The sequence below is a fragment of the Antrihabitans stalactiti genome, assembly GCF_012932915.1.
Taxonomy (GTDB): domain Bacteria; phylum Actinomycetota; class Actinomycetes; order Mycobacteriales; family Mycobacteriaceae; genus Antrihabitans; species Antrihabitans stalactiti.
Map to the genome: position 1 here is coordinate 227,591 of NZ_VCQU01000010.1, position 25,551 is coordinate 253,141.

General features: G+C 63.4%; 21 protein-coding genes and 1 pseudogene. 10 read left to right on the forward strand and 12 right to left on the reverse strand.

The annotated features are described in order from the left end of the window. Positions 1-15: 15 nt before the first annotated feature. The 5 genes from FGL95_RS25565 to FGL95_RS25585 are packed head-to-tail and all read right to left on the reverse strand — an operon-like array spanning position 16 to position 5,084. Positions 16-444 carry an ester cyclase gene (locus tag FGL95_RS25565; RefSeq protein ID WP_169592588.1) on the reverse strand — a complete coding sequence of 143 codons (429 nt, stop codon included), beginning with the start codon at positions 442-444 and terminating at the stop codon, positions 16-18. Further along, positions 441-1,544 (reverse strand): NAD(P)-dependent alcohol dehydrogenase, encoded by a 1,104-nt coding sequence (locus tag FGL95_RS25570; RefSeq protein ID WP_169592590.1) that lies wholly within the window; start codon positions 1,542-1,544, stop codon positions 441-443. Before FGL95_RS25570 ends, FGL95_RS25565 begins: the two co-directional genes overlap by 4 nt. Before the next feature lie 2 nt (positions 1,545-1,546). Next, positions 1,547-3,061 (reverse strand): aldehyde dehydrogenase family protein, encoded by a 1,515-nt coding sequence (locus FGL95_RS25575; protein WP_169592593.1) that lies wholly within the window; start codon positions 3,059-3,061, stop codon positions 1,547-1,549. A 28-nt stretch (positions 3,062-3,089) separates the two neighbouring features. After that, on the reverse strand, positions 3,090-3,494 hold the full coding sequence (locus FGL95_RS25580; RefSeq protein WP_169592596.1) for an SCP2 sterol-binding domain-containing protein: 405 nt from the start codon (positions 3,492-3,494) through the stop codon (positions 3,090-3,092). A 57-nt stretch (positions 3,495-3,551) separates the two neighbouring features. Next, positions 3,552-5,084, reverse strand: a complete 1,533-nt coding sequence (locus FGL95_RS25585; protein ID WP_206072319.1) for an AMP-binding protein — start codon at positions 5,082-5,084, stop codon at positions 3,552-3,554. A 249-nt stretch (positions 5,085-5,333) separates the two neighbouring features. On the opposite strand from FGL95_RS25585, the gene FGL95_RS25590 reads away from it, so the two are divergent. Further along, positions 5,334-6,602, forward strand: a complete 1,269-nt coding sequence (locus tag FGL95_RS25590) for a PucR family transcriptional regulator (RefSeq protein ID WP_169592600.1) — start codon at positions 5,334-5,336, stop codon at positions 6,600-6,602. Here the strand turns inward: FGL95_RS25590 and FGL95_RS25595 are convergent. The 6 genes and pseudogenes from FGL95_RS25595 to FGL95_RS25615 all read right to left on the reverse strand — a co-directional run bounded on the left by FGL95_RS25595 (position 6,585) and on the right by FGL95_RS25615 (position 13,166). Continuing rightward, positions 6,585-7,979, reverse strand: a complete 1,395-nt coding sequence (locus tag FGL95_RS25595; RefSeq protein WP_338080018.1) for a wax ester/triacylglycerol synthase domain-containing protein — start codon at positions 7,977-7,979, stop codon at positions 6,585-6,587. The genes FGL95_RS25590 and FGL95_RS25595 overlap by 18 nt on opposite strands. A gap of 101 nt (positions 7,980-8,080) precedes the next feature. Further along, positions 8,081-8,527, reverse strand: coding sequence for an AMP-binding enzyme (locus tag FGL95_RS33025; RefSeq protein WP_338080021.1), 447 nt, complete (start codon positions 8,525-8,527; stop codon positions 8,081-8,083). 45 nt (positions 8,528-8,572) lie between these two features. Beyond that, positions 8,573-9,656: pseudogene (locus FGL95_RS25600) on the reverse strand (AMP-binding protein); the annotation flags it as partial. A 31-nt stretch (positions 9,657-9,687) separates the two neighbouring features. Next, a complete protein-coding gene (locus tag FGL95_RS25605) occupies positions 9,688-10,716 on the reverse strand; it encodes an LLM class F420-dependent oxidoreductase (protein WP_169592606.1) in 1,029 nt (342 codons plus the stop codon). An 80-nt stretch (positions 10,717-10,796) separates the two neighbouring features. Next, complete coding sequence (locus tag FGL95_RS25610; protein ID WP_169592610.1) at positions 10,797-12,317, reverse strand: aldehyde dehydrogenase family protein; 1,521 nt, start codon at positions 12,315-12,317, stop codon at positions 10,797-10,799. A gap of 111 nt (positions 12,318-12,428) precedes the next feature. Next, entirely contained in the window at positions 12,429-13,166 is a 738-nt protein-coding gene (locus tag FGL95_RS25615; RefSeq protein WP_169592614.1) for a TetR/AcrR family transcriptional regulator, read from the reverse strand. Positions 13,167-13,295: 129 nt separating this feature from the next. Here FGL95_RS25615 and FGL95_RS25620 point away from each other — a divergent pair, with 129 nt between their 5' ends. Then, positions 13,296-14,909: a fatty acid--CoA ligase gene (locus FGL95_RS25620; protein ID WP_169592616.1), complete on the forward strand. Its 1,614-nt coding sequence runs from the start codon at positions 13,296-13,298 to the stop codon at positions 14,907-14,909. A gap of 62 nt (positions 14,910-14,971) precedes the next feature. On the opposite strand, the gene FGL95_RS25625 is transcribed toward FGL95_RS25620, so the two are convergent. Next, entirely contained in the window at positions 14,972-16,066 is a 1,095-nt protein-coding gene (locus FGL95_RS25625; protein WP_169592619.1) for an NAD(P)-dependent alcohol dehydrogenase, read from the reverse strand. Between the two features lie 103 nt (positions 16,067-16,169). On the opposite strand from FGL95_RS25625, the gene FGL95_RS25630 reads away from it, so the two are divergent. Genes FGL95_RS25630 through FGL95_RS25665 form a run of 8 tightly spaced genes read left to right on the forward strand, consistent with a single transcriptional unit; the run spans position 16,170 to position 25,385 of the window. Continuing rightward, positions 16,170-16,967 carry a crotonase/enoyl-CoA hydratase family protein gene (locus tag FGL95_RS25630; protein ID WP_169592622.1) on the forward strand — a complete coding sequence of 266 codons (798 nt, stop codon included), beginning with the start codon at positions 16,170-16,172 and terminating at the stop codon, positions 16,965-16,967. Between the two features lie 60 nt (positions 16,968-17,027). Beyond that, positions 17,028-18,164 (forward strand): thiolase family protein, encoded by a 1,137-nt coding sequence (locus FGL95_RS25635; protein ID WP_169592719.1) that lies wholly within the window; start codon positions 17,028-17,030, stop codon positions 18,162-18,164. After that, positions 18,161-18,586 (forward strand): Zn-ribbon domain-containing OB-fold protein, encoded by a 426-nt coding sequence (locus tag FGL95_RS25640; protein ID WP_169592624.1) that lies wholly within the window; start codon positions 18,161-18,163, stop codon positions 18,584-18,586. Before FGL95_RS25635 ends, FGL95_RS25640 begins: the two co-directional genes overlap by 4 nt. After that, positions 18,583-19,764 (forward strand): alpha/beta hydrolase, encoded by a 1,182-nt coding sequence (locus tag FGL95_RS25645; protein WP_169592627.1) that lies wholly within the window; start codon positions 18,583-18,585, stop codon positions 19,762-19,764. The genes FGL95_RS25640 and FGL95_RS25645 overlap by 4 nt, the downstream gene beginning before the upstream one ends. Then, positions 19,761-22,841, forward strand: a complete 3,081-nt coding sequence (locus tag FGL95_RS25650) for a cytochrome P450 (RefSeq protein WP_169592639.1) — start codon at positions 19,761-19,763, stop codon at positions 22,839-22,841. Before FGL95_RS25645 ends, FGL95_RS25650 begins: the two co-directional genes overlap by 4 nt. A gap of 14 nt (positions 22,842-22,855) precedes the next feature. Continuing rightward, a complete protein-coding gene (locus FGL95_RS25655; RefSeq protein ID WP_169592642.1) occupies positions 22,856-23,122 on the forward strand; it encodes a hypothetical protein in 267 nt (88 codons plus the stop codon). Next, positions 23,119-24,207 (forward strand): alpha/beta fold hydrolase, encoded by a 1,089-nt coding sequence (locus tag FGL95_RS25660; protein ID WP_169592644.1) that lies wholly within the window; start codon positions 23,119-23,121, stop codon positions 24,205-24,207. Before FGL95_RS25655 ends, FGL95_RS25660 begins: the two co-directional genes overlap by 4 nt. Further along, entirely contained in the window at positions 24,204-25,385 is a 1,182-nt protein-coding gene (locus FGL95_RS25665; protein ID WP_169592647.1) for a thiolase family protein, read from the forward strand. Before FGL95_RS25660 ends, FGL95_RS25665 begins: the two co-directional genes overlap by 4 nt. Positions 25,386-25,551: the final 166 nt, after the last annotated feature.

A 25,551-nucleotide genomic window follows, 5' to 3' on the forward strand; every position in this document is an offset into this window, starting at 1 on the left:
AGTTCGGTACTGAGGTCAGGCCGGCAGGTCGAGCAGGCCGAGTTGGGTGAGAAAGTCGGCCTGGTCGTAGACCACTCGGTACTCACTGACTTTGCCGTCGGTGAACTGCCAGAATTCGGCGAGTGTGATGTCCAGTGGCCGCCCGGTGGGCGGGACGACGTCGCCGTTGGGCAAGCCGAGTTCCTCGGTGTGCGTACCGGTGACGTGCACGAGGAGTGCTGCCTCCGCGTCGGTCGCCAGGATGCGATGCGGCCGATGCTTGAGATCGGGGAATGTGGCGAAGAAGCCCGCCATCCATAGGGCGACAATCTCGCCTCCGGTCTCACTGAAGCCGGGTGCCTCGATTCGGCAGTCGGTCGTCAGATTTTCCTGCATCCACTCGAAATCGAGTGCGTCGACGTGGGCGAAGAAGTCGACGATGAATTCTTTTCTGCTAGAGCTCATTTGGTTTCCTCAACAGTGAGTAGGACGGGCTTGACGACCAGCCCCGAGCGGAAGCTGTCGATGGCGTCGTTGATCTTGTTCAGCGGGAAAGTCTGGATCAGTTTGTCGAACGGGAACTTGCCCGCACGCCAGAGTTCGATCAGTTCAGGGATGAAGGTGTGCGGGTCGGCGTCGCCTTCGATCACACCGGTCAGGGTCCGCCCGATCAGGAGGTGACCCTGGTCGACAGTGATCTCGTTCTCCAGCGTTTGGAGGCCGAGCGTGGCGCAAGTGCCGGGGGAGCGCAGTGTTTCCAGCGCCTGCCGGATCACAGAGCCCAGGCCTACCGCTTCGACGGTGTAGTCGAGACCGCCGACTTGCTCACTGATCTCCCATACGAGGTCGGTGTGCTCGGTGGGATCGAAAACGTGTGTGGCACCTAATTCTTTGGCGATCGCGAGACGATCGAAGTTCATGTCGACGGCGACGATCGTTTCGCACCCGGCTGCCTTTGCCGCCATCACGGCGGCGAGGCCGACGGTCCCGAGTCCCCACACACCGATGCTCTGGCCGGGTTGCGGCCGCAGCACGTTGAGCACCGCACCGGCGCCGGTGAGCAGGCCGCACCCGAGCGGTCCGAGCAGTTCCAGCGGGAGGTCCTTGTCGACCTTGACCGCGTTGCGGGCACTCGCGACCGCGTGCGTGCCAAAGGACGATTGCCCGAACCAACTGCCGTGGACGTCGTCGGACCCCTGCTGCAGCGTCGGGCTTCCGTCGAGACGGGTGCCGAAGTAGTTCATTGCGGCAAACAGTTGGCAGTACGCGGGATGTCCCGACTTGCAGGCCGCACACTCGCGACAGGAATCGAAGCTGAGCACCACGTGATCGCCGACCGCAAGGGTGGTGACCTCGTCGCCCACCGCCTCGATCACGCCGGCGCCCTCATGGCCAATCACGGCCGGAAGGGGAAGTGGCACATCACCTTTGATTGCGGTGAGATCGGTGTGGCACAACCCGACGCCGACGATTCGGACCAACACTTCGTCGGCCTGTATGCCGTTCGGTTCGACGTCTTCTATGGTCAGGGGGCCGTCGTACTCCCGAAGCAATGCTGATTTCATGATCATTCTCCGTACTCAGGGAGCATCATGTCGAACACCTTGTTCTCTCGCTTACGGGCGAGATCGATGTGCACGAATTTCTGCTCGGTGTATTCGTCGAGTGCGTGCGGGCCGAGTTCGCGGCCGTTGCCGCTCTGCTTGTAGCCACCGAACGGGTAAAGGGCGTTGACCATATGCCAGTCGTTGATCCACACCGTTCCGGATTCGATCTGCCGTGCGACATCCAGCGCTGCGTCGATGTCCACGCTCCACACGCCCGCGGACAGTCCGTACTCGGTGTCGTTGGCGATCGCAATCGCTTCGGCGACGGTCTTGTACTTGATGACCACGAGGACCGGGCCGAAGATCTCCTCTTGTGCAACTGTCATCGAGTTGTCGACGTCGCCCAGAATTGTCGGACCTACCCAGTTGCCCTGCTCGAATTGTTCACCGGTGAGCGGCTTTCCGCCAAACGCCAGTGTCGCGCCTTCCTTCTGACCGAGCTCGATGTAGTGCTCGATGCGTTGTTTCTGTTCGCTCGAGATGATCGGACCCATGTCGGTATCGAAGTCGTTGGGGTCGCCGACGCGAATCTGCGCCGCACGGGCGGTCAACCGGTCCATGAACTCGTCGTAGCGCGATTCCGGCAGCAGCAGGCGCGTACCTGATTCGCACGCCTGGCCGGCGTAGAGACAGAACGCGAACAGTGCACCGTCGACGGCCTGTTCGATATCGGCGTCGGCGAGGACGATGTTCGGGCCCTTGCCGCCGAGTTCGAGCGTGACTTTCTTGACGTTTTCCGCGGCGAGTTTGCTGATCTCTTTGCCGACTGCGGTCGAGCCGGTGAACGCGACCTTCCGCACGTCCGGGTGCGCGGCGAGGCGAGCGCCGACCGTTTCGCCCGGGCCGGTGACGATGTTGAGAACACCCGGGGGCAGGCCCGCTTCGTCGGCTGCCTTGGCAAGTTCGAGCAAGGTGAGGGGTGTCTTCTCGTCGGGCTTGAGGACGATGCAGTTGCCTGCTGCCAAGGCGGGGCCCAGTTTCCACACCGCGAGCAGCAGCGGGAAATTCCACGGCACGATGCCGGCGACGACGCCGATCGGCTCGCGCCGGACGACCCCGACCGCGGAGGTCGGATAGCTCAGCACGGGCCCGGTGTGCTCGAACTCGTATGTGCGGGCAAGGTCGGCGAAGTACTGAAGATGCGAGATCGAATACCCGACATGGAAAGCCATCGCTTGTTTGCGGGTGACTCCGTTCTCGGCGATGTGCAGATCGACCAGTTCGTCCATCTTCTCGTTGAGACGTTCGACGATGCGCGACATGATCGCCGCGCGCTCGTCGGGCGACATGTTGCGCCAGTCGCCCCGCCGGTGCGCGCGCAGTGCCGCGGCAACGGCGCGGTCGGCATCGGCGACGATGCCCTTTGCCGTGGTGGCGACGAGTTCATCGGTGGCCGGATCGATGATCTCGAATCGTTCTGCCGCATCGACCCATTCGCCGTCGATGTACATCGGATAGTGCGGGGCCTGTGTCATGACGTGTCCTCTCTGCTGCGGTCGCGACCTATGCGGTCGCAGCGTCCTTGTCGGAGACAAGGCCGCGATACAGCGGAAAGACCGGCTTTGCGGCCGGAATGAGCTTGAGAATCTTCGAGACCGGACCCTTGGCCTTGACCTCGCCCTTAGCCAGTCCGACGGCGACGTTGTATTCGCCGCGCCAGAACTTGTTGGCATTGTCTGCCGACATCGACATGCGCACATCCGGCGTCAGGTCCGAGTCACCCTCCACGACCTCGATGGAGGGCTCCTTCAACACAACGGTGATCGATGATTCGGGGGAGCTGTAATCGAGGCGCAGAACGATGTCGGCAGCGCGCAGCTTTTCACCCGCGCCGGCGGTCTCGTTCGCGGTGCGAAACGCACCGCCTAGGTACTTGTAAACCTCTGCTGCATCGGCGAAGTAGGTCATGGGAGTTCCTTTCATTGTTGGGTTCGACTGAAACTGTTGTGACGCTGGCGATCTGGCTCAGACGTTGCGTGCGCGACCAGCCCAGAACGGCTGACGGAGTTCGCGTTTGAGAATCTTTCCGCTCGCATTGCGCGGGAGTTCGGCAACGAAATCCACTGTGCGCGGGGCTTTGTAGGCGGCGAGGCGGTCGCGACAGAACGCAATGACCTCGTCCGCGGTCGTGGGACGGTCGATCACCACGATCGCTTTCACGGATTCGCCCCAATGGTCGTCAGGCACACCGATGATCGCGGCGTCGACGATCGCGGGGTGGTCGATGAGCACGCGTTCGACCTCGGGGCCGTACACGTTCTCCCCGCCGGTGATGATCATGTCTTTGAGACGGTCCTCGACGTAGACGTACCCTTCGGCGTCGATGCGGCCGATGTCACCGGAGCGCACCCAGCCGTCTGCCGTGATCGTCTCGGCCGTGGCATCCGGCCGATTGAGGTATTCAGTCATCGCTTGGTCGGTCCGAAACCACAACTCGCCCTGTTCGCCGGTCGCGACCGCTTCACCGGTCTCGACGTCGGCGACGCGCAGCTCGGTGCCGTGCACAGGTTTGCCGGCCGAGACCAACAACTGCGGTCGCGATACGTCGCGGTGGTCGGCCGGGGACAGGGTGACAGTGACCCCGGAGAGCTCGGTCTGGCCGTAGACCTGCACGAAGTCGACGTCAGGCCAGGTGTCTAGTGCCTTGCGAAGCAAGGGAAGTGGCATCGGGGCGGCACCGTAGCCAAGCCGTTTCAGTCCGGCCACGGCGGCGACGGCTGCCTCCCCGGCTCCGAGGAAGCCGTTTATCACCGGTGGAACCCAAAACGTATGCGTCACACCAGATGCGAGTGCACGAATCAAGGTCGCGGCGTCGGCGGTGCGGGTCATGATGCTCGGCGCGCCCGCCCGGATTCCGAAGAACGCGTAGCAGATCCCGCCGACGTGGAACAGGGGCATCGCCACGAGGTTCACGTCGCCGGATTCGAAGTTGAATTGCGTACCGACGTTGCGTGTGTGGGCCACGAGCGCTCGTTGGCTCAGCACCACGCCCTTGGGTCGCCCGGTGGTTCCCGAGCTGTAGATCACCAGGGTGGCGTCGGTGACCGCCACGCCGGGCGCCGGCGTGGCGGGTTCGCTTGCGTACAAGAATGTTTCGTATTCGTCCTTGCCGGCTTCGGCTACGACGATCGGACGCGGCGCCGCAATGGTCCCCGCGAGAGCCGCGGCGGCAGTTGCCGCAAATTCCTCGCCCACGAACAAGATTCGGGCTCCGCTGTCGCTCAACGCGTAGGCGAGCTCATCCTCGGCGAGTCGCCAGTTCAGGATTGCAACGGCGGCACCGAGGGATGCCGCTGCGAAGACGACGTCGAGACAGGCCGGATGATTCTTGTCGAGAAACGCGACGCGGTCTCCGCGCCCGATCCCGGCAGCTGTAAGCGCGCCCGCTAGCCGGCCGATCCGCTCGCGCCACTGTGCCCACGTCCACACGCTCGCGCCGTACCGGACGGCGATCTCGTCCGGAGTCGCGGTCGCCCAACGATCGACGAAATCGATCAGGAGTTCGTTGGTTCCGGGCTCGGCCGGGCTGGCGAGGGGCGAGGTCGTCGAGGGGGCGTTCACGGGGATTCCTTACGATGATCGACGGTACATGTGCCGGATGCCGACCGGGGTTCGTCGGCGGCTTGATTCGCTGCGCGTCTTGGTTCGTGGACTAGTTTGTTCCGCCGTCGACGGGTGAACAATGGGCCGAAAGCCAAGCAATGAACCTGCCTTTGGGCTAGCGCACAATGGGACTAAACTGGGTCGATGACGAGCGGTTATCAAGCCGACTTCCGAACGCTGTATGGACAGCTGAGCCCCGAAGGTCGGCGCCTTGCCGCTGCGGTGGTCGCCGACATGGGCGACCATCTCGATGAAGTCCGCTGGGCTGTCGCCGCGCAGATCCTCGTCGAAATTCCCGAGTTCACCAGTGCTCCGCGCGAACTGCTGGAGGGCCTGGATCGAACGATCGATGCGTACATGACGCTGCTGCGCGGAATGCTCGGCACGTGGACGGATCCGAGTAGCGCCATCGCGCCGCCGGAAGCAATTGATTGGTCGAGAGATGTTGCAGCACAAGGATTTCCGGTCGAAGTACTGTTGAAGGTCTACCGGCTGGGGCACGCCGGGTTGTGGCAGATCTGGGTACGCCAACTGGGAGCGTTGGCCCCGGACGCCGAGTTGCAAGCGGAGACGTCGGCAGCCACCTGGGCCTACATCGTCAGCTACCTCGAGGCGGTCATCGATCCGATCGTCGCGGCACATCAAGCCGAGCGGGAGCGGTTGCTGCGGCGCGATCAGAGCATCGCCGAGGCCGAGTTGCGCCGGATTCTGCGCGGCGACACCGTCGATGCACACGCGGCAAGCTCGCGACTGCGGTATCGATTGGACCGGTGGCACCTCGGCTTCGTCGTCTGGGCAGAGGGCTACGACGACGAACTCGGTGCTCACCTCGCGCGTGCAGGCGCCGAGGTGGTCGATCAGCTCGGCTACGTGGGAAATGCGATCGTGGTACCGGCGGCGAGGGGTGTCCTGCACGGTTGGCTCGGCGACTGGCAGGCGTCGAACAGGTCGATCCGGCCTGAACTGGGCGAGGGACTACATGTGGCTTTCGGCGATCCTGGCACGGGGATCGCCGGGTTCCGCCAAACCCATGAGCATGCCAAACATGCGCGCCGCGTGGCGCGGCTCGGCCGGGAGGTGCCGGCGTGCACCGATTATCGCGATGTAGTGGTCGCGGCGCTGCTCAGCGAAAACCCGCTGCATGCGCGAGATTTCGTCGCGAGCACGCTCGGTGGCGTCCTCGATCGCGATGACGCCGATCAATTGCTCGAAACCATGGCGGTCTATCAACAGGAGGCGTTGAGCCTCAACCGCGCTGCCGCGCGTCTGCACGTGCATCGGAACACCGTGACGTATCGAGTCCGCAAAGTGCTGGAGTCGAGCGGTGAAGGCGATGCAGGCTCATTGCGGCTGCGAGCCGCCGTGGCGCTGGCCGGCCTTGTCCCTCAACGAGATTCAGGTGCGCGACACTAGGAGCACGTCCTCGACGTTCGCGAGTGCGTCGGCGAGGTACGCGGCCAACTTGTCGGACTCGGGCACGACCGTGGGGCAGGAGTTGAATGTGAAACACAACTTGCCGTTCCAGCTGACGATTACGAGGACGACCGCCGCGCCGCTGTAGATGATCGTGGTCGGGTGCATCGCTTCGGCGGCAGCGCCGTGCAGGTAACGCGGTTCCCTTGAACCTGGCACATTGGACACGGCGATGTTGTACAAGGGCATTCGATGTCCGGTGCCGATGATGTTGGTAACGATGTAAGGCGCCAGCATCATCATGCTGTAGCTCATGGCGTGGGGGCCCAATCCGAGCAAGTGGTCCTTGCCGGCAAGCGACGACCGCACCACGCGGTGTGCCCGATCCGCGATGTCATCGGTATCGGTGGCGAGGTCGGCGAAAATCATGCTGATGACGTTGCCGCCACCAGACGATGCCATCGCCGCGCGCAGCGATGTCAGTACGCCTGCTACGAGAGCGCTGTCGGGTCGCTCGTCGACATCGGCGAGGTACCGGCGCAGTGCGGTCCCGAGAACGATGTTCACCGCGTCGTTGAGCGTCCCACCGATATCGGTTGCGACAGACCTGAATCGGGACTGCTCGAGCACCGTCATCGACACAGTGCGGTCCGGAGTGATCGCCTTGTTGAAGGCCATGCGCGGAATTGCGTACGGTGCGTGCAGTCCGTCGTCGCGCTTGTGGCGGGCCGCGGCAATCGCCGCCTTCGCTGCGCCGGCGACGGCTCCGATGGTTGATGCGGTCTCGCGAATCGCTTCGAGCGCATTACGTCCGGCCGCTTCAGCGGTCACCGTGGGCGACGATATTTCCTGAATGCCGAACGTCCACAGCGGCGGGGTATCGGTTGCCGCCGGGTCGGCGGACAGCCACTCGGTCATAGTCTGCAGAACCGTCGTGCCGTCGGCGATTGCGTGGTGCATCTTGAGCAGGATGGCGAATCGCCGATCCTCGAGTCCGGTGATCAGGTGAACTTCCCAGGGGGGCCGTGACATATCCAGCGGAACCGCGCCGGTGCGCGAGATGATTTCGGCGAAATCGCTCTCGGTGCCCGGTGCGGACACATGAGCAACTCGAAAGTGAACGTCGAGGTCGATATCGTTCGGCGACACCAGCTTCCACGCCGGGAAGACGTTGTCCACGAAATCTTGTGACAGCGCCCAATTGAATCGAGCTCCCGTGGCAGGATGCCGGCGCATCGTGTCCGCCAACCGAAACGGGAAGTCGTCGTCGGAGCCGTCGGGGATACGGAAGACGATCGTGACCGTCCCATGCTGGGGGGATTCGGTCCGATCCATCCGGATGAAACTACCGTCCAGAAGAGCCATCCGTTTTTTCATCGACTTCTCTCTCAACTCGACTGTGAGTGTAAGAATATTAACCGTCTGTACGTTTAATCGCCATGCATTCGTCGCACATCACGGAGCGAAAGGTTTCGGTGTCAGACGGCGCGACTGCGGCCAGCCCAGTATGGGGCGCGGATATCGCGTTTGAGGATCTTCCCGGTCGCGTTCCGAGGCAGGGCGCCGACGATTTCGATTGCCTTGGGCCGCTTGTAGCTGGCCAAGCGCGTGGCGCAGAACTCGAGTAGCTTCGCGCTGTCGAGCGTGGTGCCGTCCTTGGCTACGACGACGGCTCTGGCTGCCTCGCCCCACTTGTCGTCCGGTACACCGATAACGGCACATTCTGCGACGTCGGGGAACTCGCTGATCACCCGCTCGACCTCGGCGGGGTACACGTTCTCGCCACCAGAAATGATGATGTCTTTGACACGGTCTTCGATGTAGAAGTACCCGTCGGCGTCCCTGCGACCGGCGTCACCGGTCCGAAACCACGCACCGTCGAAGGCGGCCGCGGTATCTGCCGCGCGTTGCCAATAGCCGGCCATCACCTGAGGTCCACGGATCTGGAATTCACCGAGCACACCGTCTGGCAGTTCCGCCTCGGTAGGCGGGTCGACCACGCGCACCTCGATGCCGTCGACCGGTCGCCCGGCCGATTGTCGTCGTTTGGCATGTGCAGGGTCGCGATGGTCTGCCGGTCGAAGCACGCAGAAGCCCCCGGATGCCTCGGTCATGCCGTAGACCTGATACAGCGACGTCGAAGGTTTTCATCGTCTCCCGCAACAGTGCGGCGGGCATCGGCGATCCGCCGTAGCCGAGGCAACGAAGCGATCCGAGGTCACGTTCGGACACGTCTGGGATCTGCAGGAGGAACTGGATCACGGCGGGAACGAAGAACGCATGAGTCACCGAATGCTGGGTGATCCGATCGAGGACCGCGCCCGGAACGACCTCCCGAACAACGACTGTTTCCGCACCCTGAGACATCGCTGCGAGTGCCCAGCAGGTGCCACCGACGTGGAACAACGGCATCGCCACCATATTCACGCTGTTCCGCTCGAATCCGAAAGCGGCGCTGGCTGCGAGGCTGTGCGCGCCGACCGAGCGGTGGGTGAGCATGGCGCCCTTGGGATGTCCGGTGGTACCGGACGTGTACATCTGCAAGAAGCAGTCATCAAGGTCGACAGCAACCTCGGTCTCGAGGCGGGGTGCGCTATTGAGCCACGCATCGTATTCATCCTTGTCGCCGCCCAGGATTACGACGGCGCGCACGTGCGCGAGGTCCGCCCTTATCGAATCCACGACATCGGTGAACTCCGCGCCGACGATCAACAATTCGGCGCGGCTGTCGTTGATGACGAATGTCAATTCCGATGGCGCGAGGCGGAAGTTCAAAACCGTGTTTATCGTTCCGGCGAGGCCGCAAGCGACGGTTGTTTCCAGACAAGCGGGATGATTCTTATCGAGAAACGCAACTCGGTCACCGGGCTGGAGTTCGAGGGCGGCTTGAGCCGCGGCATTCCGACGTACACGGCCGGAGAATTGTTCCCAGGTCCACGACAGATCCCCGAATCGCACAGCAATCCGCTCGGGATCTTGCGCTGCCCAGGAGAAAATCGGTTCGAAAACATGGTGGATGGGTGAAGCCATTGTGCACCTCTCGATGTCGCGCATTTTCTTCTAAGGTGGAGCGTCACATGTCATTTCACTCGAGAAGCTTCGCGACTGTGTGGATCGAGGAGTACCCGAGGCCCTGGAGTAGCAATGACGTGACGACCGTCTTATCCCAGCGACGCAGGTCATCTCTGATCTTCTCGACCGAACCAACCAATGCGATATCCTCGACCATGGCCAAGGGCACTGAAGCGATGGCCTCGGCCTTTCGTCCGTCGAGGTACAGCTGCTGGATGCGTTCGCATTCTGCCTCGTAACCCATTCGGACGAATACTTGGTTGTGGAAGTTGGCTTCTTTTGCGCCCATACCACCGACATACAGCGCGATATTCGGCCTGACCAAGTCCGCAGCCTTTTCGATATCGTCGTCGACAACGATGGGTACGGTGGCGGCTATTTCGAAGTCGTCCAAGGAATGGCGCGCGCCAGGTTGTGCGAATCCTTCCTCTAGCGCCCCTCGGTAGAAATCATCCATCCTCGGTGAGTAGAAGAGCGGCAGCCACCCGTCGGCAATCTCCGCGGCGAGTGCGATGTTCTTGGGACCCTCGGCTCCGAGGTAAATGGGAATCTCGGAGCGTCGTGGGTGCAGCATCGACCGCAGTGGTTTGCCGAGTCCCGAACCGCCTTGTAACGGAAGTTGATAGAACTGGCCGTCATGACTCACGGGTGCTTCTCTTCGGACGATCTTTCGGACGAGTTCCACATACTCTCGGGTCCGTGCGAGTGGTCGGGGATATGGCTGCCCGTACCACCCCTCGACGACCTGCGGTCCGGATACCCCCAGGCCAAGGATGAAGCGACCGCCGGAGAGATGGTCAAGGGTCATGGCAGCCATTGCCGTTGCTGCCGGGGTGCGCGCCGACATCTGCAGGATGTTGGTGCCCAGGCTGACCGTGCGCGTGGATGCGCCGAACCAGGCCAGCGGTGTGAGGCAGTCGGATCCATAGGTCTCCGCGGTCCACACCGAGTCGTAGCCGAGGCTCTCGGCGAGTGCGAAGGCGTCGTGTGCGCCTTCCGGTGGGGCTGCGGACCAATATCCCAGGTGAAATCCCAGCTTCATGGTCGGTCTCCTTCGTTCGTTGCGACGTACGGCTGGGCAGAGCTCCGCGGTCTACTGGCAGTTCGTCTACTTTGTGGGAGTTAGGGCGCCGCCACCGGGGCGGAAGAGAGCAGCAATCCGTAGGCCTTGCGTACCCGCGTGGTGTTGTTCAAATGGATGAACTTTTCCTCGGTGTATGCGTCCAGGCAATGCGGTCCGAGTTCGCGGCCGGTTCCGCTCTGCTTGTAGCCGCCGAATGGATATCGGGCATCGATCATGTGCCAGTCGTTGATCCACACGGTGCCGGCCTCGAGTCGGTTTGCGATCCTCAACGCGCGAGCGTCGTTGCGACTCCATACCCCGGCGGAGAGGCCATAATCGGTGTCGTTCGCGATCGCCACAGCCTCGTCCTCGCTCGAGTAGCGGAGCACGCTCAACACCGGACCGAAAATCTCGTCCCTGGCAATCGCCATGTCGTTGCGCACGTCGGTCAGGATGGTTGGCGCGACCCAGTGACCTTTGGTAAATGTCCCGTTGGTGGGAATGGTTGCGCGGTAGGCAACGGTGGCGCCATCGCGGATGCCGGATTCGATGTATTTCTCGATGTTGTTGCGCTGCTTGGCCGATACGACCGGACCGACGTCGGTCGCAGGATCCAGCGGGTCGCCGACCCGCAGCGTCGCCGCCCGTTCGATCAACCGGCTGACGAACTCGTCGTGCAACGAATCGGGGAGGAGCAGTCTGGTCCCGGATTCGCAGGCCTGGCCCGCGTGCATCCAGCAAGCGAACAACGCTCCGTCTACGGCAATGTCGAGATCGGCATCATCGAGGACGATGTTCGGTCCCTTGCCGCCGAGTTCGAGCGTGACGCGCTTGATGTCCTCGGCAGCGTTGTGCATCACGGTGCGTCCGACGCCGGTCGATCCGGTGAAGGCGATCTTGCGAACGTTGGGGTGCTGCGCCAGTCGGGAACCGACGACTTCACCTGGGCCAACAACTACGTTGAGCACTCCGGCCGGCAGTCCGCTCACATGCGCTGAGCGTGCGAGCTCGAGAAGTGTGAGGGGTGTTTGGCTGTCCGGTTTCATGACGAGAGTGTTGCCTGCGGCCAGGGCTGGACCGATCTTCCAAACAGCAAGCAGGAGTGGGAAGTTCCACGGACTGATGCCGGCACACACCCCGATGGGTTCGCGTCGAACGATGCCGACGGGGGAGTTGGGTGACGACGAGATCGGGCCCGCAGTTTCGAAGTTGTACGTGCGGGCCAGGTCGGCGAAATAGCGCAGGTGGGAAATGGCGGTGCCGACATGAAAAGCTTTGGCCTGCCGGACCGTTGCGCCCGCTTCCTGGACTTCCAGATGCACGAGCTCGTCGAGCCTCGCCGTCAAGTGGTCCGCAGTTGCGTGCAGGATGTCGGCGCGTTGATTGGGTGACATCGACCGCCAGTCGCCCCGGAGGTGGGCGGCCTGTGCAGCGGCGACTGCAGCGTTTGCGTGCTCGACCCCGCCGAGTGCCACCGTTGCGACGGCTTCTTCCGTTGCGGGGTTGCGTACCGTCGTCCATTCGTCGGAATCGACCCAGCCGCCGTCGATGAACATGGGGTAGTGCGGTGTCGTCGACACAGGACCTCCTCGTGAGGAACCCGTATTTATTAACCGGGAGTACGGTTAATATAGCAGCGATGCACAGCGCAGTACAGAGCCATGTGGAGCGCAGTGCAGAGACCGGGGGAGTTACTGCGGAGTCGGGGCACCTACGGAGTTGGTCACGCACTCCAATGCGACGAGTGCGGCGCGACCGCGCGGATCAGTCAGCGCCGCCAGCCGGCCACGGTCGACGAGCAAACTGCCCAGCACCAATTTTACGAGCTCGCAGCCTATGTCCAAGGCAGACATGCGGCCTTCGGGTTCGAACCACGTCCACGCCCACTGTGACGACCCGAAGATCAGCAAGCTGTGGATGTCGACGTCCACTGACCAGAAGGCGCCGTCGCGTGCGCCGGCCTTCATGAGATCGCGGACCAGCGCAAGGTAGTCCGCGCGCAGGCGGCGGCCGTCGGCCATGCTGTCGTGCGTTGCGAGCGTGGCCATCTCGCGTTGGAACGCCACAGTGAAGTCGCGGTCGTGATCCTGATAGAGAACAAACGAGATGAGCACACCCGCGAGTTGTTCGGCGGGGTCGTCGAGTTTCTCGATGATCGTGCGGGCGTGGCTCAGGCAACGGCGAAGGTACAAATCGTGCATCGCCGCGAACAGGCGGTCCTTGGTCGCGTAGTAGTGAACGATTGTGCCTTTGGATATTCCGAGATCGGCCGCGATGTCGCTGTAGTTCGTGTCGGAGTAGCCGCGCGCTGCGACGTGTCGGGCGAAGGTGTCGAGAATGTCGTACGGACGCCCCGCTGCGCGGGGGCGGCCGCGACGTGGTTCCTGCTCGTTCTCCGATGCGGGTGCTGCCGACTTTCGAGTTGCCATAACCTCAGTCCAAATTCACAATAGACTTATTAACCGCTCGTACGGTTATTATGTGTTCACTCTACCGGGTAGGTCGAACGGTCGCCCGATCGCGGATCGAACATGATCGAAATCAGTTTAGGAGCGCCGATGGACGCAACGATGCAGGACACCCAATTGCTCGTGTCTGGACTGTTCGAGCACGGTGCGCGAGTCCACCCGGAAGCGCGCGTTCACCACTACCGCGGCGGCGAGACGGTCTCGCGCACCTTCGCCGAGTCGGCCGACGAGGTTCGTCGTCTGGCCAGTGCCCTGCGCGCGATCGGCGTGCAGGTGGGCGATGTGGTGGCGACGCTGTGCTGGAACACCCCGGAACACCTCAGCGCCTACTTCGCGGTGCCGGGGATGGGGGCTGTGCTGCACACGCTCAACTTGAGGCTCCACGATGATCAGCTCGTTTACGTCGTCAATCACGCCGGCGACAAAGTGATTCTGGTGGACGCAGACCTGGTTCCGCAGTTCGCGCGCATCGAGCACCTGTTGGTCACGGTCGAGCACATCGTCGTCATCGGGGACGCCGAAATGTCGTCCACGCGCTCCACCATCCACAGCTATGCCGAGCTGATTGCATCCGCGTCCGCTGCCACCACGTTCGACTGGCCCGACATCTCTGAAAGCTCAGCTGCTGCACTGTGTTACACCAGCGGAACTACCGGGGACCCGAAAGGCGTCGCATACAGTCACCGCTCGATGGTCCTCCACACGCTCGTCGTGTCCACCGGCAGCGCGTTCGGCTTCACCGACGCGGATCGGATCCTGCCTGTCGTCCCGATGTTTCACGCCAACGCGTGGGGATGGCCACATGCAGCGTGGACGGCCGGCGCCGACATCGTGATGACCGGGCGTTTCCTGCAACCGGAACATCTGGCTCGAATATTCACCGAACTCCAGCCCACCGCCGCCGCGGCGGTTCCGACAATCTGGACCGGACTCGACGACTACGGCTGCGAGCACGCGATCGACTTCGGGTCGTTGCGCCTTGCCGTCAGCGGTGGCTCGCCGCTGTCTGCCGCCCTGGCGAACCGGTTTCACGAGCATCACGGGGTGCATTTGACGCAAGGGTGGGGGATGACCGAGACGAGCCCACTGCTCACCTTCTCGCGCCCCCCGGCGAACACCGACGAAGGCGACTTCGCCCGTTGGACGACGCGGACGGGGAGGCTGATCCCGACGGTGCAGGCGCGAATCGTCGACGAGACCGGGCACGAACTCGGTTGGGACGGCGTATCGGTCGGCGAGGTCGAACTGCGTGGGCCGACAATCGCGGGGTCGTATATGCGTGCAGAGGGCTCTGCGACCGATAAGTTCCGCGACGGCTGGCTGCGTACCGGTGATCTTGGAAGGATTCATCCGGGCGGGTGGGTCGAACTCACAGACCGGCTCAAGGACGGCATCAAAAGTGGTGGCGAGTGGATCTCGTCTGTCGATCTGGAGAACGTGCTCGCCGAGCATCCCGCAGTCGCCGCGGTAGCTGTCGTGGGTGTTCCGGATCCGCGTTGGGATGAGAGACCACTCGCATACGTCGTCACACGTCCAGGCGCGACGGTCGGCGACCACGAGCTCCGTGCCTTCCTCGCCGACAGGGTCGCGAAGTGGCAGATCCCTGAATACTGGAAGTTCGTCACCGAGCTTCCGTTGACGAGCGTTGGCAAGCTGGACAAGAAACTGCTGCGCGCCGCTGTCCGGGCTGAGCTATCGGTCTGAACACCCGTTGAATCTGTGAGGGCTCCGTCGCCATCGACGGAGCCCTCAGCTCGGGTTTGTGCTCAACGTGCGGGTACGAGAACGGGTTTGATCGTCTTTCCGCTGATCATGTCGCGCTCGGCGTCGTTGATGTGCGACAGGGGATAGGTCTGCACAAGCTCGTCGAACGGAAACCGGGATTGCTGCCACAGTTCGATCAGATCGGGGATCAGGCGCTGTGGGACGGCATCGCCTTCGAGAATTCCGGTCACAGTCTTGCCTCGTGCCAATGTTGCGGCGGGGAGAAGAAGATCCGTCTTGGGTGCGCTCACCAATCCGATGACGCCGGTCGAACAGAGACCCGCAATGCCTTCGGCGATGACCTCGGAGATTCCGGTTGTGTCGAGGGCGTAGTCGGCGCCGCCCCTTGTCGCTTTCCGCAGCATTCGGCCCAGGTCGACACCTGCTTCCATGGTGTCTGTGGCGCCGAGCCTCTCTGCCATTGCCAGGCGTTCTGTGTTGCGGTCGACCGCGACGATTGTGGTGGCACCGGCGACTCGCGCCGCCATGACGGCCGCTAGACCCACGCTTCCGGTTCCGAGCACGACGACGCTGGAACCAGCTTGTACCGCAAGCGAATTCAGGATTGCGCCAGCACCGGTCTGCATACTGCAACCGAGCGGTCCGACCAGGGTCAGGTCGAGGCGCGGGTCGATCGGAACCACGTTCCGTATCGTGGCAAGGGCGTGCGTAGCAAACGACGACTGCCCGAACCAGCGCGACGACACTGGATTGTCCTGCATGTCACGGATCGGGTCGTGGGTCCCTGCGCTGTGGTTCGGCATGTTTCGCGGCCAGAACGACGAGCAGTACGACGGATGACCTGTCAGGCATTTTCCGCACCCGCCGCACGAGTCGAAACTCATCAGCACATGGGTACCAGAGTCGATTCCGGTCACTCCTGGTCCGAGGGCGCGCACTATGCCGGCGCCTTCGTGTCCGGCCACGATCGGCAGTGTGGCAGCGAAACCCGGCGTACGGGGCAGTAGGTCGGTGTGGCAGAAGCCCACACCGTGCACCTCGACAAGTATTTGACCCGGTCCTGGCTCTGCGAGCTGGGCGGTTTCCAACGTGAACGGCGCGTCCGTAGATCGCAGAACCGCGGCTTCGATTTCCATCGCTGCTCCCTTGCAGTAATTATTGACCGGCAGGCCGGTTAAGAAGTACTCTATCCTGGAAGAGGTCATCAGGGAACATCCGGAAGCGATCGAAGGAGCGGCAATGTCGGCAGTGACTACGGACGCCGCTCCGGTTGTCCTGGAAGTCGACGGCCCGGTGCTGGTCATCACGCTCAATCGGCCCGATTCGCGCAACGCGGTGAACTCGACGGTGTCGACGGCGATCGGGACGGCGCTGGAAAGGCTGGAACACGACTCCTCTTTGCGAGCCTGCGTGATCGAGGGAGTTGGTTCGGTGTTCTGTGCAGGCGCCGATTTGAAAGAATTGGCGGCCGGACGCCCAGTGCTCGATCCCGACCACACCGAGTGGGGATTCGCGGGCCTGGTGCGCCACGCGGTGAGCAAACCGATCATCGCGGCCGTCAATGGTGCGGCCCTGGGCGGTGGCCTCGAGATCGTGCTTGCGTGCGACCTCGCCATCGCGGCGGAGACTGCCACCTTTGCGCTGCCCGAGGTGCGGCGCGGCCTCGTCGCGGCAGCGGGCGGTCTGCTGCGGCTGCATCGCCAGGTTCCGCCAAAGGTCGCGGCTCATGCGCTGCTGACTGGTGACCCCTTCGATGCAGCGACCGCACTGCAGTGGGGATTGGTCAACGCCGTAGTCCCAGAAGTGAAATTGCGTGAGAGCGCGCTGTCGCTGGCGCATCGGATCGCGGCGAACGCGCCCCAGGCCGTGCGAGTCAGCAAGCGAGTAATGCAGCGGGCCGCCGATTTCGGATCCGACTGGTCTTTTCCGATCTGGGAGATGAACGAGACCGAAGTGCGTGCGGTGCGTAACAGTCGAGACGCCCGTGAGGGCGCACGAGCTTTTGCCGAAAAGCGCTCTCCGCGTTGGCAAGACTGAGCGGGGACGATTGTCGTGACTCGAGAGAATCGTTCGGATGCTGCGCTCGTCGGTTGGGGCATGACCGAGGTCGGTAAAGTCTTCGGTTACACCGCAACAGATTTCGCTGCCGAGGCCGTTCGGCGCGCGAGCGCCGATGCCGGCTTGCGGGTGGCCGATATCGACGGACTGTTGATCAGCAGCGGCCTTCGCCACGACGTTGGCGTCCGACTGCAGGACACGTTGGGCTTGCGCGACCTGCGTTTGAACACCGAGATGAACGCCTTCGGCGCCTCGGCCGGTGCGATGGTCGCATTCGCCGCCGCGGCCGTGACCGCAGGTGCTGCGACGACGGTGGCATGCGTGTTCGCAGATTCGCCACTGCAACCTGGCGGTGGCGCGGGTAAGGTGTACGCGGCAGGCGCTCGCCCCATTCCGCCCGGACCCTACAGCTACCGATTCGCCAGCGGGGCAGTGTCTCCCAACGTCATGTACGCGATGGCCGCACGGCGGCACATGGCGACGTTCGGCACGACAAGCGCGGATCTCGGAACCATCGCCGTGGCCCAGCGCGAGTGGGCGGCACTCAATCCGCTTGCCCAACAACGCAAACCATTGACACTGGCGGAGCACCAGGCGTCGCCGTGGATCGCGGACCCCCTGCACCTGTTGGACTGCTGCCTGGTGTCGAACGGGGGCGCAGCGGTCATCGTCACCACCAGCGAACGTGCCCGCGACCTCGCCCAACCCCCCGTAGACGTTCTCGGTTGGGGACAAGGACACCCAGGCCAGGTGATGGATAGCGGCTCCTCGTTCGGGCACAGCAGTGGCGCCGCGATTGCCGGGCCGACCGCCCTGCGTATGGCCGGATTGTCGATCGCCGACGTCGACTTGCTGGAGTTGTACGACTGCTACACGTTCACCGTGTTGCTCACCCTCGAGGACTACGGATTCTGCCCGAAGGGCGAAGGTGGCCGGTTCGTGACCGAGGGACACACCCGTCCCGGCGGACGCCTGCCGTGCAACACCGGTGGGGGCCAACTGTCCGGCTACTACCTCTGGGGCTTCACTCCGCTCGGCGAAGCCATCCTGCAGGCACGGGGTCAAGCGGGGGAACGGCAAGTCGAGAACCGAGACGTCATCATGGTCAGCGGTAACGGGGGAATTCTGGAGCACCATTCCACCCTCGTGCTCAGCCCGATCGGGGCGGGATCATGAACGTCCGCAACGCCGTTCGTGACGGCGCGAGCGCACCGTTCTTCGACGCTGCGCGCCGCGAGGAGCTGCATATCCAACGCTGCGACGAGTGCGGTCATGTCTTCTCGCTCGATGCTCGCGCATGTTCGGAGTGCGGCGGTGTCGCACTGCACTGGATCCGTGCGAGTGGGCGGGGCTCGGTGGTCACCTGGACGGTGGTGCACCGGCCGCCGCATCCGAGTTTCGCGGACCTCGTTCCGTACACGGTCGGCATCGTCGAGTTGGCCGAGGGACCGTGGATGTATGCGCGGCTACTCACCGCGCCGGAGTCGTTGTCGCCCGGTGCGGCCGTGCACGTGCAGTTCTTGCACGACGAGGGCGACGAAAGTATTCCCGCGTTTCGTCCGATCGATCGCACGACCCCGACAAGGAGTGGACTATGACCGCGAGCGAACAGCAGCCCGAAACCGATTGGCGCGTCAAAGGTCTACTCGCCTATCTCGGGGCGATCGGCTGGCCGCCGATGCACAGCCGCACGGTCCCGCAGGCACGCCACGACTACCGGATTCAAGCGGCAGCGACGGGATCGTGGGAATCGGTCAGCTCGGTTCGAGACACCCTCGTACGGACCGACGAGCATGACATACCGGTCCGTGTGTACCGCCCGGAGCGCGAGGGTGACTCGCGTCCTCTTCTGATGTGGTTCCACGGCGGCGGTTTCGTCGTAGGGGACCTGTTCACGGCTGACGGCGTCTGCCGCCGCCTCGCGAACCTGTCCGGCGCGACCGTTGTCTCGGTGCACTATCGCCGCGCGCCGGAGCATCCGCTTCCGGCGGCCTACCGGGATGCCCTGGCCGCCACCGAATGGGCGGTGCGGCACGCGCACCAGTTGGGGGCAGATGCAACTCGGCTGGTAGTCGCGGGGGACAGCGCCGGCGGCGGCACGGCTGCGCATGTCGCGCAGCAGTTGCGTGACAACGGACCAGTTCCGGCCGCGCTGCAAGTGTTGTTCTATCCGGGAATCGACTTCAGCATGGACCACACCGACCGAAACCCTGCTCTGGCGAAGCTGCTCGATTGGGACACGATCGAATGGTTTGGCGCACAGTCGATGCCACCGGAAATCGATCGTCGTTCGGCCGATATCTCGCCGCACTATGCCGAGACGATGGCGAATCTTCCGCCTGCGATTATCGTCACCGCTGGCGTCGATCCGTTTCGCGCCGATGCGATCGCGTACGCCGACCGGCTCACCGGCGCCGGGGTCCCCGTCACGCACTGGGACTTTCCCGGCCAGATTCATGGATTCGTCGCGATGGACCGAATTTTTCCTGCCGGACGCGAAGCGGTGCGGCGTGCTGCGCGAGCGATCGCCGCCGTGGGCGCGGTCGACGTCGCTGTGCCCGCGCTGGTAGCGGCGGCACCCCCGATCGACTGGAGCCGCGGTCGAGCAAGCACGCGCCGACGTATTCGGGAGGCGTCACAACGAACACCGCATATCAGTGCGGCACAGATCCTTTCCGTTCTAGCCGACTACCGCGTCCGACGTCTGAAGGACTTGCTGTCCAGCAACAAGGAAACCGCTGTCGCCGGTCACCAAAGCGCTAGGAGTACCCAGTGACTTCAACACTCCGCTCACCGATCGATCTGGCGAGCCCGGACCACTACATCAACGGCATACCGCACAAGTTGCTGGCTGACCTGCGCCACGAGTCCCCGGTCATCTGGGTCGACGAGCCGGCCACCGACACGTTCCCCGGAGGAACGGGATTCTGGGCGTTTCTGCGCCATGCCGAGGTGTGCCACATTTCGCGCAACCCTGCCGACTTCTCGTCGTGGCGCGGAACGAGCTTTCTGCGGGACCCGAAGCCGAGGGACGCGGCCGTGCTGCGCCGAATGATGCTCAACATGGATCCGCCGGAGCACAGCAAACTGCGCAAGATCGTCAATCGCGCATTTACACCGCAGGCGATCCGTCGCAATCTGTTCGACTCGATCGGCCGCCACGCGCGAGAGGTTGTCGACTCCGTGTGCGAGCAGGGGGAGATCGACTTCGTCAACTCCGTAGCGGCCGAGATGCCGTTACGGGTGTTGGCGGACGTGCTGGGGGTGCGAAACGAGGACCGGCACCTGCTGCTCAACTGGACCAATACCCTTGTCGGAGAGGATGACTCCGAACACGGAGGCGATCCGAAGGCGTTCATGGCCGCATTCACGGAGATGTTCGCTTACGGTCGAGAACGCACCGCGGAAAAGCGGGCGAGACCGACCGACGACGTGTGGAGCACGATCGTGAACGCCGAGGTCGATGGCGAGCGGTTGTCGGACGACGAGCTCGACCGGTTCTTTCAGCTTCTGGTGATCGCGGGAAACGACACAACCCGCAATCTCCTCTCGAATACGCTGCTGACGCTGTCCGAGCATTCCGACCAGTTCGATCGTCTCCGCGGCGATCTGAGTCTGCTTCCGACCGCCGTCGAGGAGGTACTGCGCTTCGCTCCGTCGGTGATCCAATTTCGGCGCACAGCGACTCGCGACCTGGAGTTGGCCGGCCAGAAGATTGCCGAGAACGACAAAGTCGAGATCAACTATGCGTCGGCGAACCGTGACGAGACTGTGTTCACCGATCCCGATCGTTTCGACATCACTCGCGATCCCAACCCACACGTGTCCTTCGGCGACGGCACCCACTTCTGCCTCGGCTCGAATCTAGCCCGCCTCAACGCCAGGACCATACTCACCGAAGTGCTGACGAGGCTGCCGGATATCGACGCCAGCGGTCCACCAGTTCGCCTGCGATCCAGCTTCATGAACGGCATCAACCACCTGCCGGCAAAATTCACGCCAGTGCCGCGGCCTGATCGTCCTGTTGTCGCACCGGGATTCACCGCCACAACGGAAACTGCTGCCTCGCAGGCCGATTTACCACCGGAGCCCGAGTCTCCCACCCACGGAACACCGTTGCTCGTGCTGTTCGGTTCGAACTTCGGTACCGCCGAGGACGTCGCACAACAAGTCGCCGATGAAGGCGAGCGGCGGGGATTCCACGTTCGCATGGCTCCGCTGGACGAGCATGTCGACGATTTGCCGCGCGAGGGAGTCGTAGCCATCGCCACGGCCACCTACAACGGCACCCCGCCGGACAATGCGGTCGAGTTCACGCGCTGGCTGACCGACACCGAGCCAGACCTGACCGGCATTCGATATACCGTCTTCGGCTGTGGCAACAGCGAATGGGCCGACACGTTCCAGCACCTCCCGATCTTCATCGACGGAAGAATGGAAAAGCTTGGAGCGCAACGCCTTTACGCGCGAGGGGCCGGTGACGCGGCCGACGACTTCGACGGCCAACTGGCGCACTGGGGTGCCGGACTCTGGCCTACGCTGGGCGACTCGCTCGGCCTCGACCTGGGGACGTCCGCGAGTGTATCGACGACAGTTCCGCGATATCGGATCGAAGTGGTTTCCGGCGATCGGCAGAGCCCGTTCGTGGATACCTTCGACGCACGACCGATGCCGATTCTCGTCAACCGCGAGTTGACGGTTCGTGTGGACGGTATCGAAGCGCGTCCGGTCAGCCATCTCGAGTTTGCCCTTCCCGACGGCGTCGAATACGCCGCTGGGGATCACCTCGGGATCATTCCGCACAACAGCGATAGCCTCGTCGAGCGAGTGTGCCGTCGTTTTCGCATCGACCCGGAGACCCGAATCCGGCTGCACAGTGATGCCGACGGTGCGGAATCGTTCCTCCCGCTCGGCGAACGGATCTCCGTGCGTCGACTGCTGAGCGACTATGTCGAGTTGCAGGAAGTTGCCAGCCGCAAAGACATTCAGGCCATGCTCGAATACACCGAGTATCCGTGGACCCGGGACCAACTCACCGCGCTGCTGGACCCGGCCGACGAAGGGCGAAAATACCGCGACGAGGTCCTTGCCCGCCGGCGGTCGGTGTTCGACCTGCTGGAGGAGCACCAGACCTGTCAGCTGCCGCTCGCGCTGTTCCTGCAACTGCTCAGCCCGTTGGCCCCGAGGTACTACTCGATCTCGTCCTCCCCGCGGAGGGATGCGCGGCGCTGCTCGATCACCGTCGGCGCGCTGATCGCGCCGGCACGGTCGGGTCGAGGGAACTTCGAGGGCGTTTGCTCGAATTATCTGGCCCGCCAAGGCAATCAGCAGGTGATCTACGCATTCGTCCGTGATACCGGCTCGAAGTTCCGCCTGCCCAACGATCCGCGTCGGCCCGTGATCATGATCGCCGCCGGCACCGGGATTGCACCGTTCCGCGGATTTCTGCACGAGCGCGCTTCGCAGGCCGCCGCAGGTGACCAGTTGGGGTCGGCGCTGCTCTTGTTCGGCGCCCGACACCCACAATCGGACCTGCTGTACGCCGACGAGCTCACTGCACTCGCCGAGTCGGCCAATACCCAACTCGCGTATGCGTTCTCGCGTGTACCGGGCCTGCCGAAGATCTATGTACAGGACCGGTTGCGCCAGCTGGGTGATGCACTGTGGACACTGATCGAGGCCGATGCCGTGATCTACATATGCGGGTCGACGAGCATGGCCGACGGTGTCCGTACCGCGCTGGGCGACCTGCACCGTGAACGGTCCGGAGGTGACGCGGCGGCAGCAGACAGGTGGCTCGCGGAACTGAGCGCGGGTGGCCGCTATCTCGTCGATGTCTGGGCAAGTAACTGAAAGGCGGCAACCCCATGCCCGAACTACCAGAAATCCCGACCAGTTTGACCCAGGTGTTCTTCGCGGTTGAATCACGACTATCGCCGCGGTTGGAACGCGCGGTCCGGACCGATGCGTTCCTCGACACCGCCGCCGTCGCCAACGGCGTCTCCCGCGTTGCCGGACGCACAATCCGCGGAATTGCCAATGGCGTGACCGAGGCCCTCGGTCTACCCTCCCGTCGCCAGGTCGAGGGGTTGCAGCGCTCGCTCGATGAGCTCAACCAGAAGGAGAAATCATGACTTCGGCGATCTCCCGTCCCGTCAACTGGGTTCGGCGTTCGGTCGATACCAACGTCAAACGGACGGCCAACGGTCTTCGACTGATCGGCGGCCTCGATCGACCACGTACAGGGTGCACCCCTCATGTCGTCCTCTGGCGGGAAGGCCGTGCCACGCTACGGCGATACCGCGCTGGGGCCGACGGCGGCCGCCCAGCCCTCTTCCTCGTGCCCAGCCTCATCAATCGCAGCCACATCTGGGACCTGCGGCCAGGCGACAGCTTCGTCGAAGGTCTGCTCGACTACGGCTACGACGTATTCCTGATCGACTGGGGCACAGCGGATAAGAGGGACGCGGTCAACACAATGTCGACCTATGTCGACGAGTACCTCCCGGCGGCCTACGCGGCAGCCACGGCCGCTGCCGGATCGTCGCCCGTCGTACTCGGCCACTGCTTCGGCGGCGTGATCGCCACCCTGTGGGCGGCCAGCACCACCGAACAACCACCCGCACTCGTCGCGCTGGGAGTCCCCACCGACTGGGCACAGATGGGACCACTCGCACACATCGTCCAACAGGGGCGGCTGGAGCCCGAAGATGTGCTCGACGACACCGGCAATGTTCCGCCCGCAACGATGCTCCGCGCCTTCCAGATGCTGCGTCCCCTCGGCGATCTCGCCGGATACGTGACACTGTGGGATCGCCTCGACGATCGCCGCGCGGCGCAAGCGATCTGGGCACTCACCGACTGGGCGCACGATCACGTGCCGTTCCCAGGCGCAACGTTCGTCGAGATGATGCGCACTCTGAGCCGAGAAAACTCGCTCTTAACCGGAGACATCGTGCTCGGCGATCGCGTCCGCAGCCTCAAGGCGATCAAGACGCCGTTCCTCAATGTCTACGGAACGTACGACCATGTCACGCCACCCGATTCGGTGTCACCACTTGCAGGACTCGTTGGATCGGACCAGGCGGAAACACTCGCCGTCAAAGCTGGCCACATTGGACTTCTCGTCGGCCGGTCGGCTCGCAAGCAGACCCTGCCTGCCGTCACCGAATGGCTCGACAAAGTTGGCCGACCGAATCAATGGAGGAACAGCCAATGACAAACGCCGTGATCGTCGATGCGATCCGGACGCCATCCGGGAAAGGCAAACCCGGCGGACAGCTGTCTGCTGTCCATCCGACCGACCTACTTGCGGGGGTGCTTCGCGCGCTCGTCGAACGATCCGACCTCGACCCCGCGATCGTCGACGACGTGATCGGCGGCTGCGTCCACCAAGTCGGCGACCAAGCGCTCAACACGACACGCAATGCCGTACTGGGTGCGGGCTTCCCTGATTGTGTGCCGGCTACGACAGTCGATCGTCAGTGCGGGTCCAGCCAGCAAGCGGTGCATTTCGCAGCGCAGGGAGTAATTGCCGGGGCATATGACGTCGTCATCGCATGCGGTGTCGAGTCGATGAGCCGTGTACCGATGGGAAGCACGATCCAAGGTCGGGATCCGTACGGCGCAGGGATGTCCGCTCGGTTTACGGGTGGACTGGTCGGCCAGGGCATTTCCGCGGAAATCATCTCGGCGCGTTGGAAATTGGACCGAGACCGTATCGACGAGTATGCAGCGCGCTCGCATGCACTCGCCGCAGCAACGGCCGCCGCCGGTGGTTTCGTCGACGAGATCGTCGGTGTTTCCGTCCCAGAGGCTCCGTTGGTGACAACGGACGAAACCATCCGTGCCAACACGACAACAGAGGGTCTGGCGGCGCTGAAGCCGTCGTTCGTCGACGAAGGAATGGCGCAGCGTTTTCCAGAGATCGACTGGCGGATAACGGCGGGAAACTCGTCGCCGCTCACCGATGGCGCCTCGGCAGTACTCATCATGAGCGAAGCCAAAGCATCCGAACTCGGGCTACAACCCAAAGCGCTCTTCCACAGCTTCGCCGTAACCGGCAGCGACCCGCTACTGATGCTCACAGGGGTGATTCCGGCAACGCAGAAGATCCTCGAGCGGTCCGGGCTCTCGATCGACGCGTTCGACACCTTCGAGGTGAACGAGGCGTTCGCGCCCGTACCTTTGGTCTGGTTGCACGAGCTGGCCGCCGATCCTGACAAGCTGAACCCGAGAGGCGGTGCGATCGCGCTTGGACATCCACTAGGTGCGTCCGGCACACGATTGCTGACCACTCTTGTTCATCATCTGCAGTCCACGGGTGGCCGCTATGGTCTGCAAACCATGTGCGAAGCAGGCGGTATGGCCAACGCCACCGTCATCGAACGCCTGTAACCGTTCACGAGAGGGCGTGTGCAGTACAGATCGACCTGGCTTACACGTCCGAGGTGGTAGCGCGATCGAACGCACCCGCGCGTTCACCCGCAACGTGGTTCTTCCGATTCTCACACCGGAATGGCTGCGCGAACTGACTCGCTCGGGGATATCTCCGAAGTTGCGA

Coding starts and splice junctions, on each gene's coding strand:
- FGL95_RS25580 (WP_169592596.1), bottom strand. CDS start 3,494: ATGACCTACTTCGCCGATGCAGCAGAGGTTTACAAGTACCTAGGCGGT.
- FGL95_RS25570 (WP_169592590.1), bottom strand. CDS start 1,544: ATGAAATCAGCATTGCTTCGGGAGTACGACGGCCCCCTGACCATAGAA.
- FGL95_RS25605 (WP_169592606.1), bottom strand. CDS start 10,716: ATGAAGCTGGGATTTCACCTGGGATATTGGTCCGCAGCCCCACCGGAA.
- FGL95_RS25565 (WP_169592588.1), bottom strand. CDS start 444: ATGAGCTCTAGCAGAAAAGAATTCATCGTCGACTTCTTCGCCCACGTC.
- FGL95_RS25575 (WP_169592593.1), bottom strand. CDS start 3,061: ATGACACAGGCCCCGCACTATCCGATGTACATCGACGGCGAATGGGTC.
- FGL95_RS25635 (WP_169592719.1), top strand. CDS start 17,028: ATGACCGAGGTCGGTAAAGTCTTCGGTTACACCGCAACAGATTTCGCT.
- FGL95_RS25655 (WP_169592642.1), top strand. CDS start 22,856: ATGCCCGAACTACCAGAAATCCCGACCAGTTTGACCCAGGTGTTCTTC.
- FGL95_RS25595 (WP_338080018.1), bottom strand. CDS start 7,979: ATGAAAAAACGGATGGCTCTTCTGGACGGTAGTTTCATCCGGATGGAT.
- FGL95_RS25660 (WP_169592644.1), top strand. CDS start 23,119: ATGACTTCGGCGATCTCCCGTCCCGTCAACTGGGTTCGGCGTTCGGTC.
- FGL95_RS25615 (WP_169592614.1), bottom strand. CDS start 13,166: ATGGCAACTCGAAAGTCGGCAGCACCCGCATCGGAGAACGAGCAGGAA.
- FGL95_RS25640 (WP_169592624.1), top strand. CDS start 18,161: ATGAACGTCCGCAACGCCGTTCGTGACGGCGCGAGCGCACCGTTCTTC.
- FGL95_RS25645 (WP_169592627.1), top strand. CDS start 18,583: ATGACCGCGAGCGAACAGCAGCCCGAAACCGATTGGCGCGTCAAAGGT.
- FGL95_RS25590 (WP_169592600.1), top strand. CDS start 5,334: ATGACGAGCGGTTATCAAGCCGACTTCCGAACGCTGTATGGACAGCTG.
- FGL95_RS25625 (WP_169592619.1), bottom strand. CDS start 16,066: ATGGAAATCGAAGCCGCGGTTCTGCGATCTACGGACGCGCCGTTCACG.
- FGL95_RS33025 (WP_338080021.1), bottom strand. CDS start 8,527: ATGGCCGGCTATTGGCAACGCGCGGCAGATACCGCGGCCGCCTTCGAC.
- FGL95_RS25620 (WP_169592616.1), top strand. CDS start 13,296: ATGGACGCAACGATGCAGGACACCCAATTGCTCGTGTCTGGACTGTTC.
- FGL95_RS25630 (WP_169592622.1), top strand. CDS start 16,170: ATGTCGGCAGTGACTACGGACGCCGCTCCGGTTGTCCTGGAAGTCGAC.
- FGL95_RS25665 (WP_169592647.1), top strand. CDS start 24,204: ATGACAAACGCCGTGATCGTCGATGCGATCCGGACGCCATCCGGGAAA.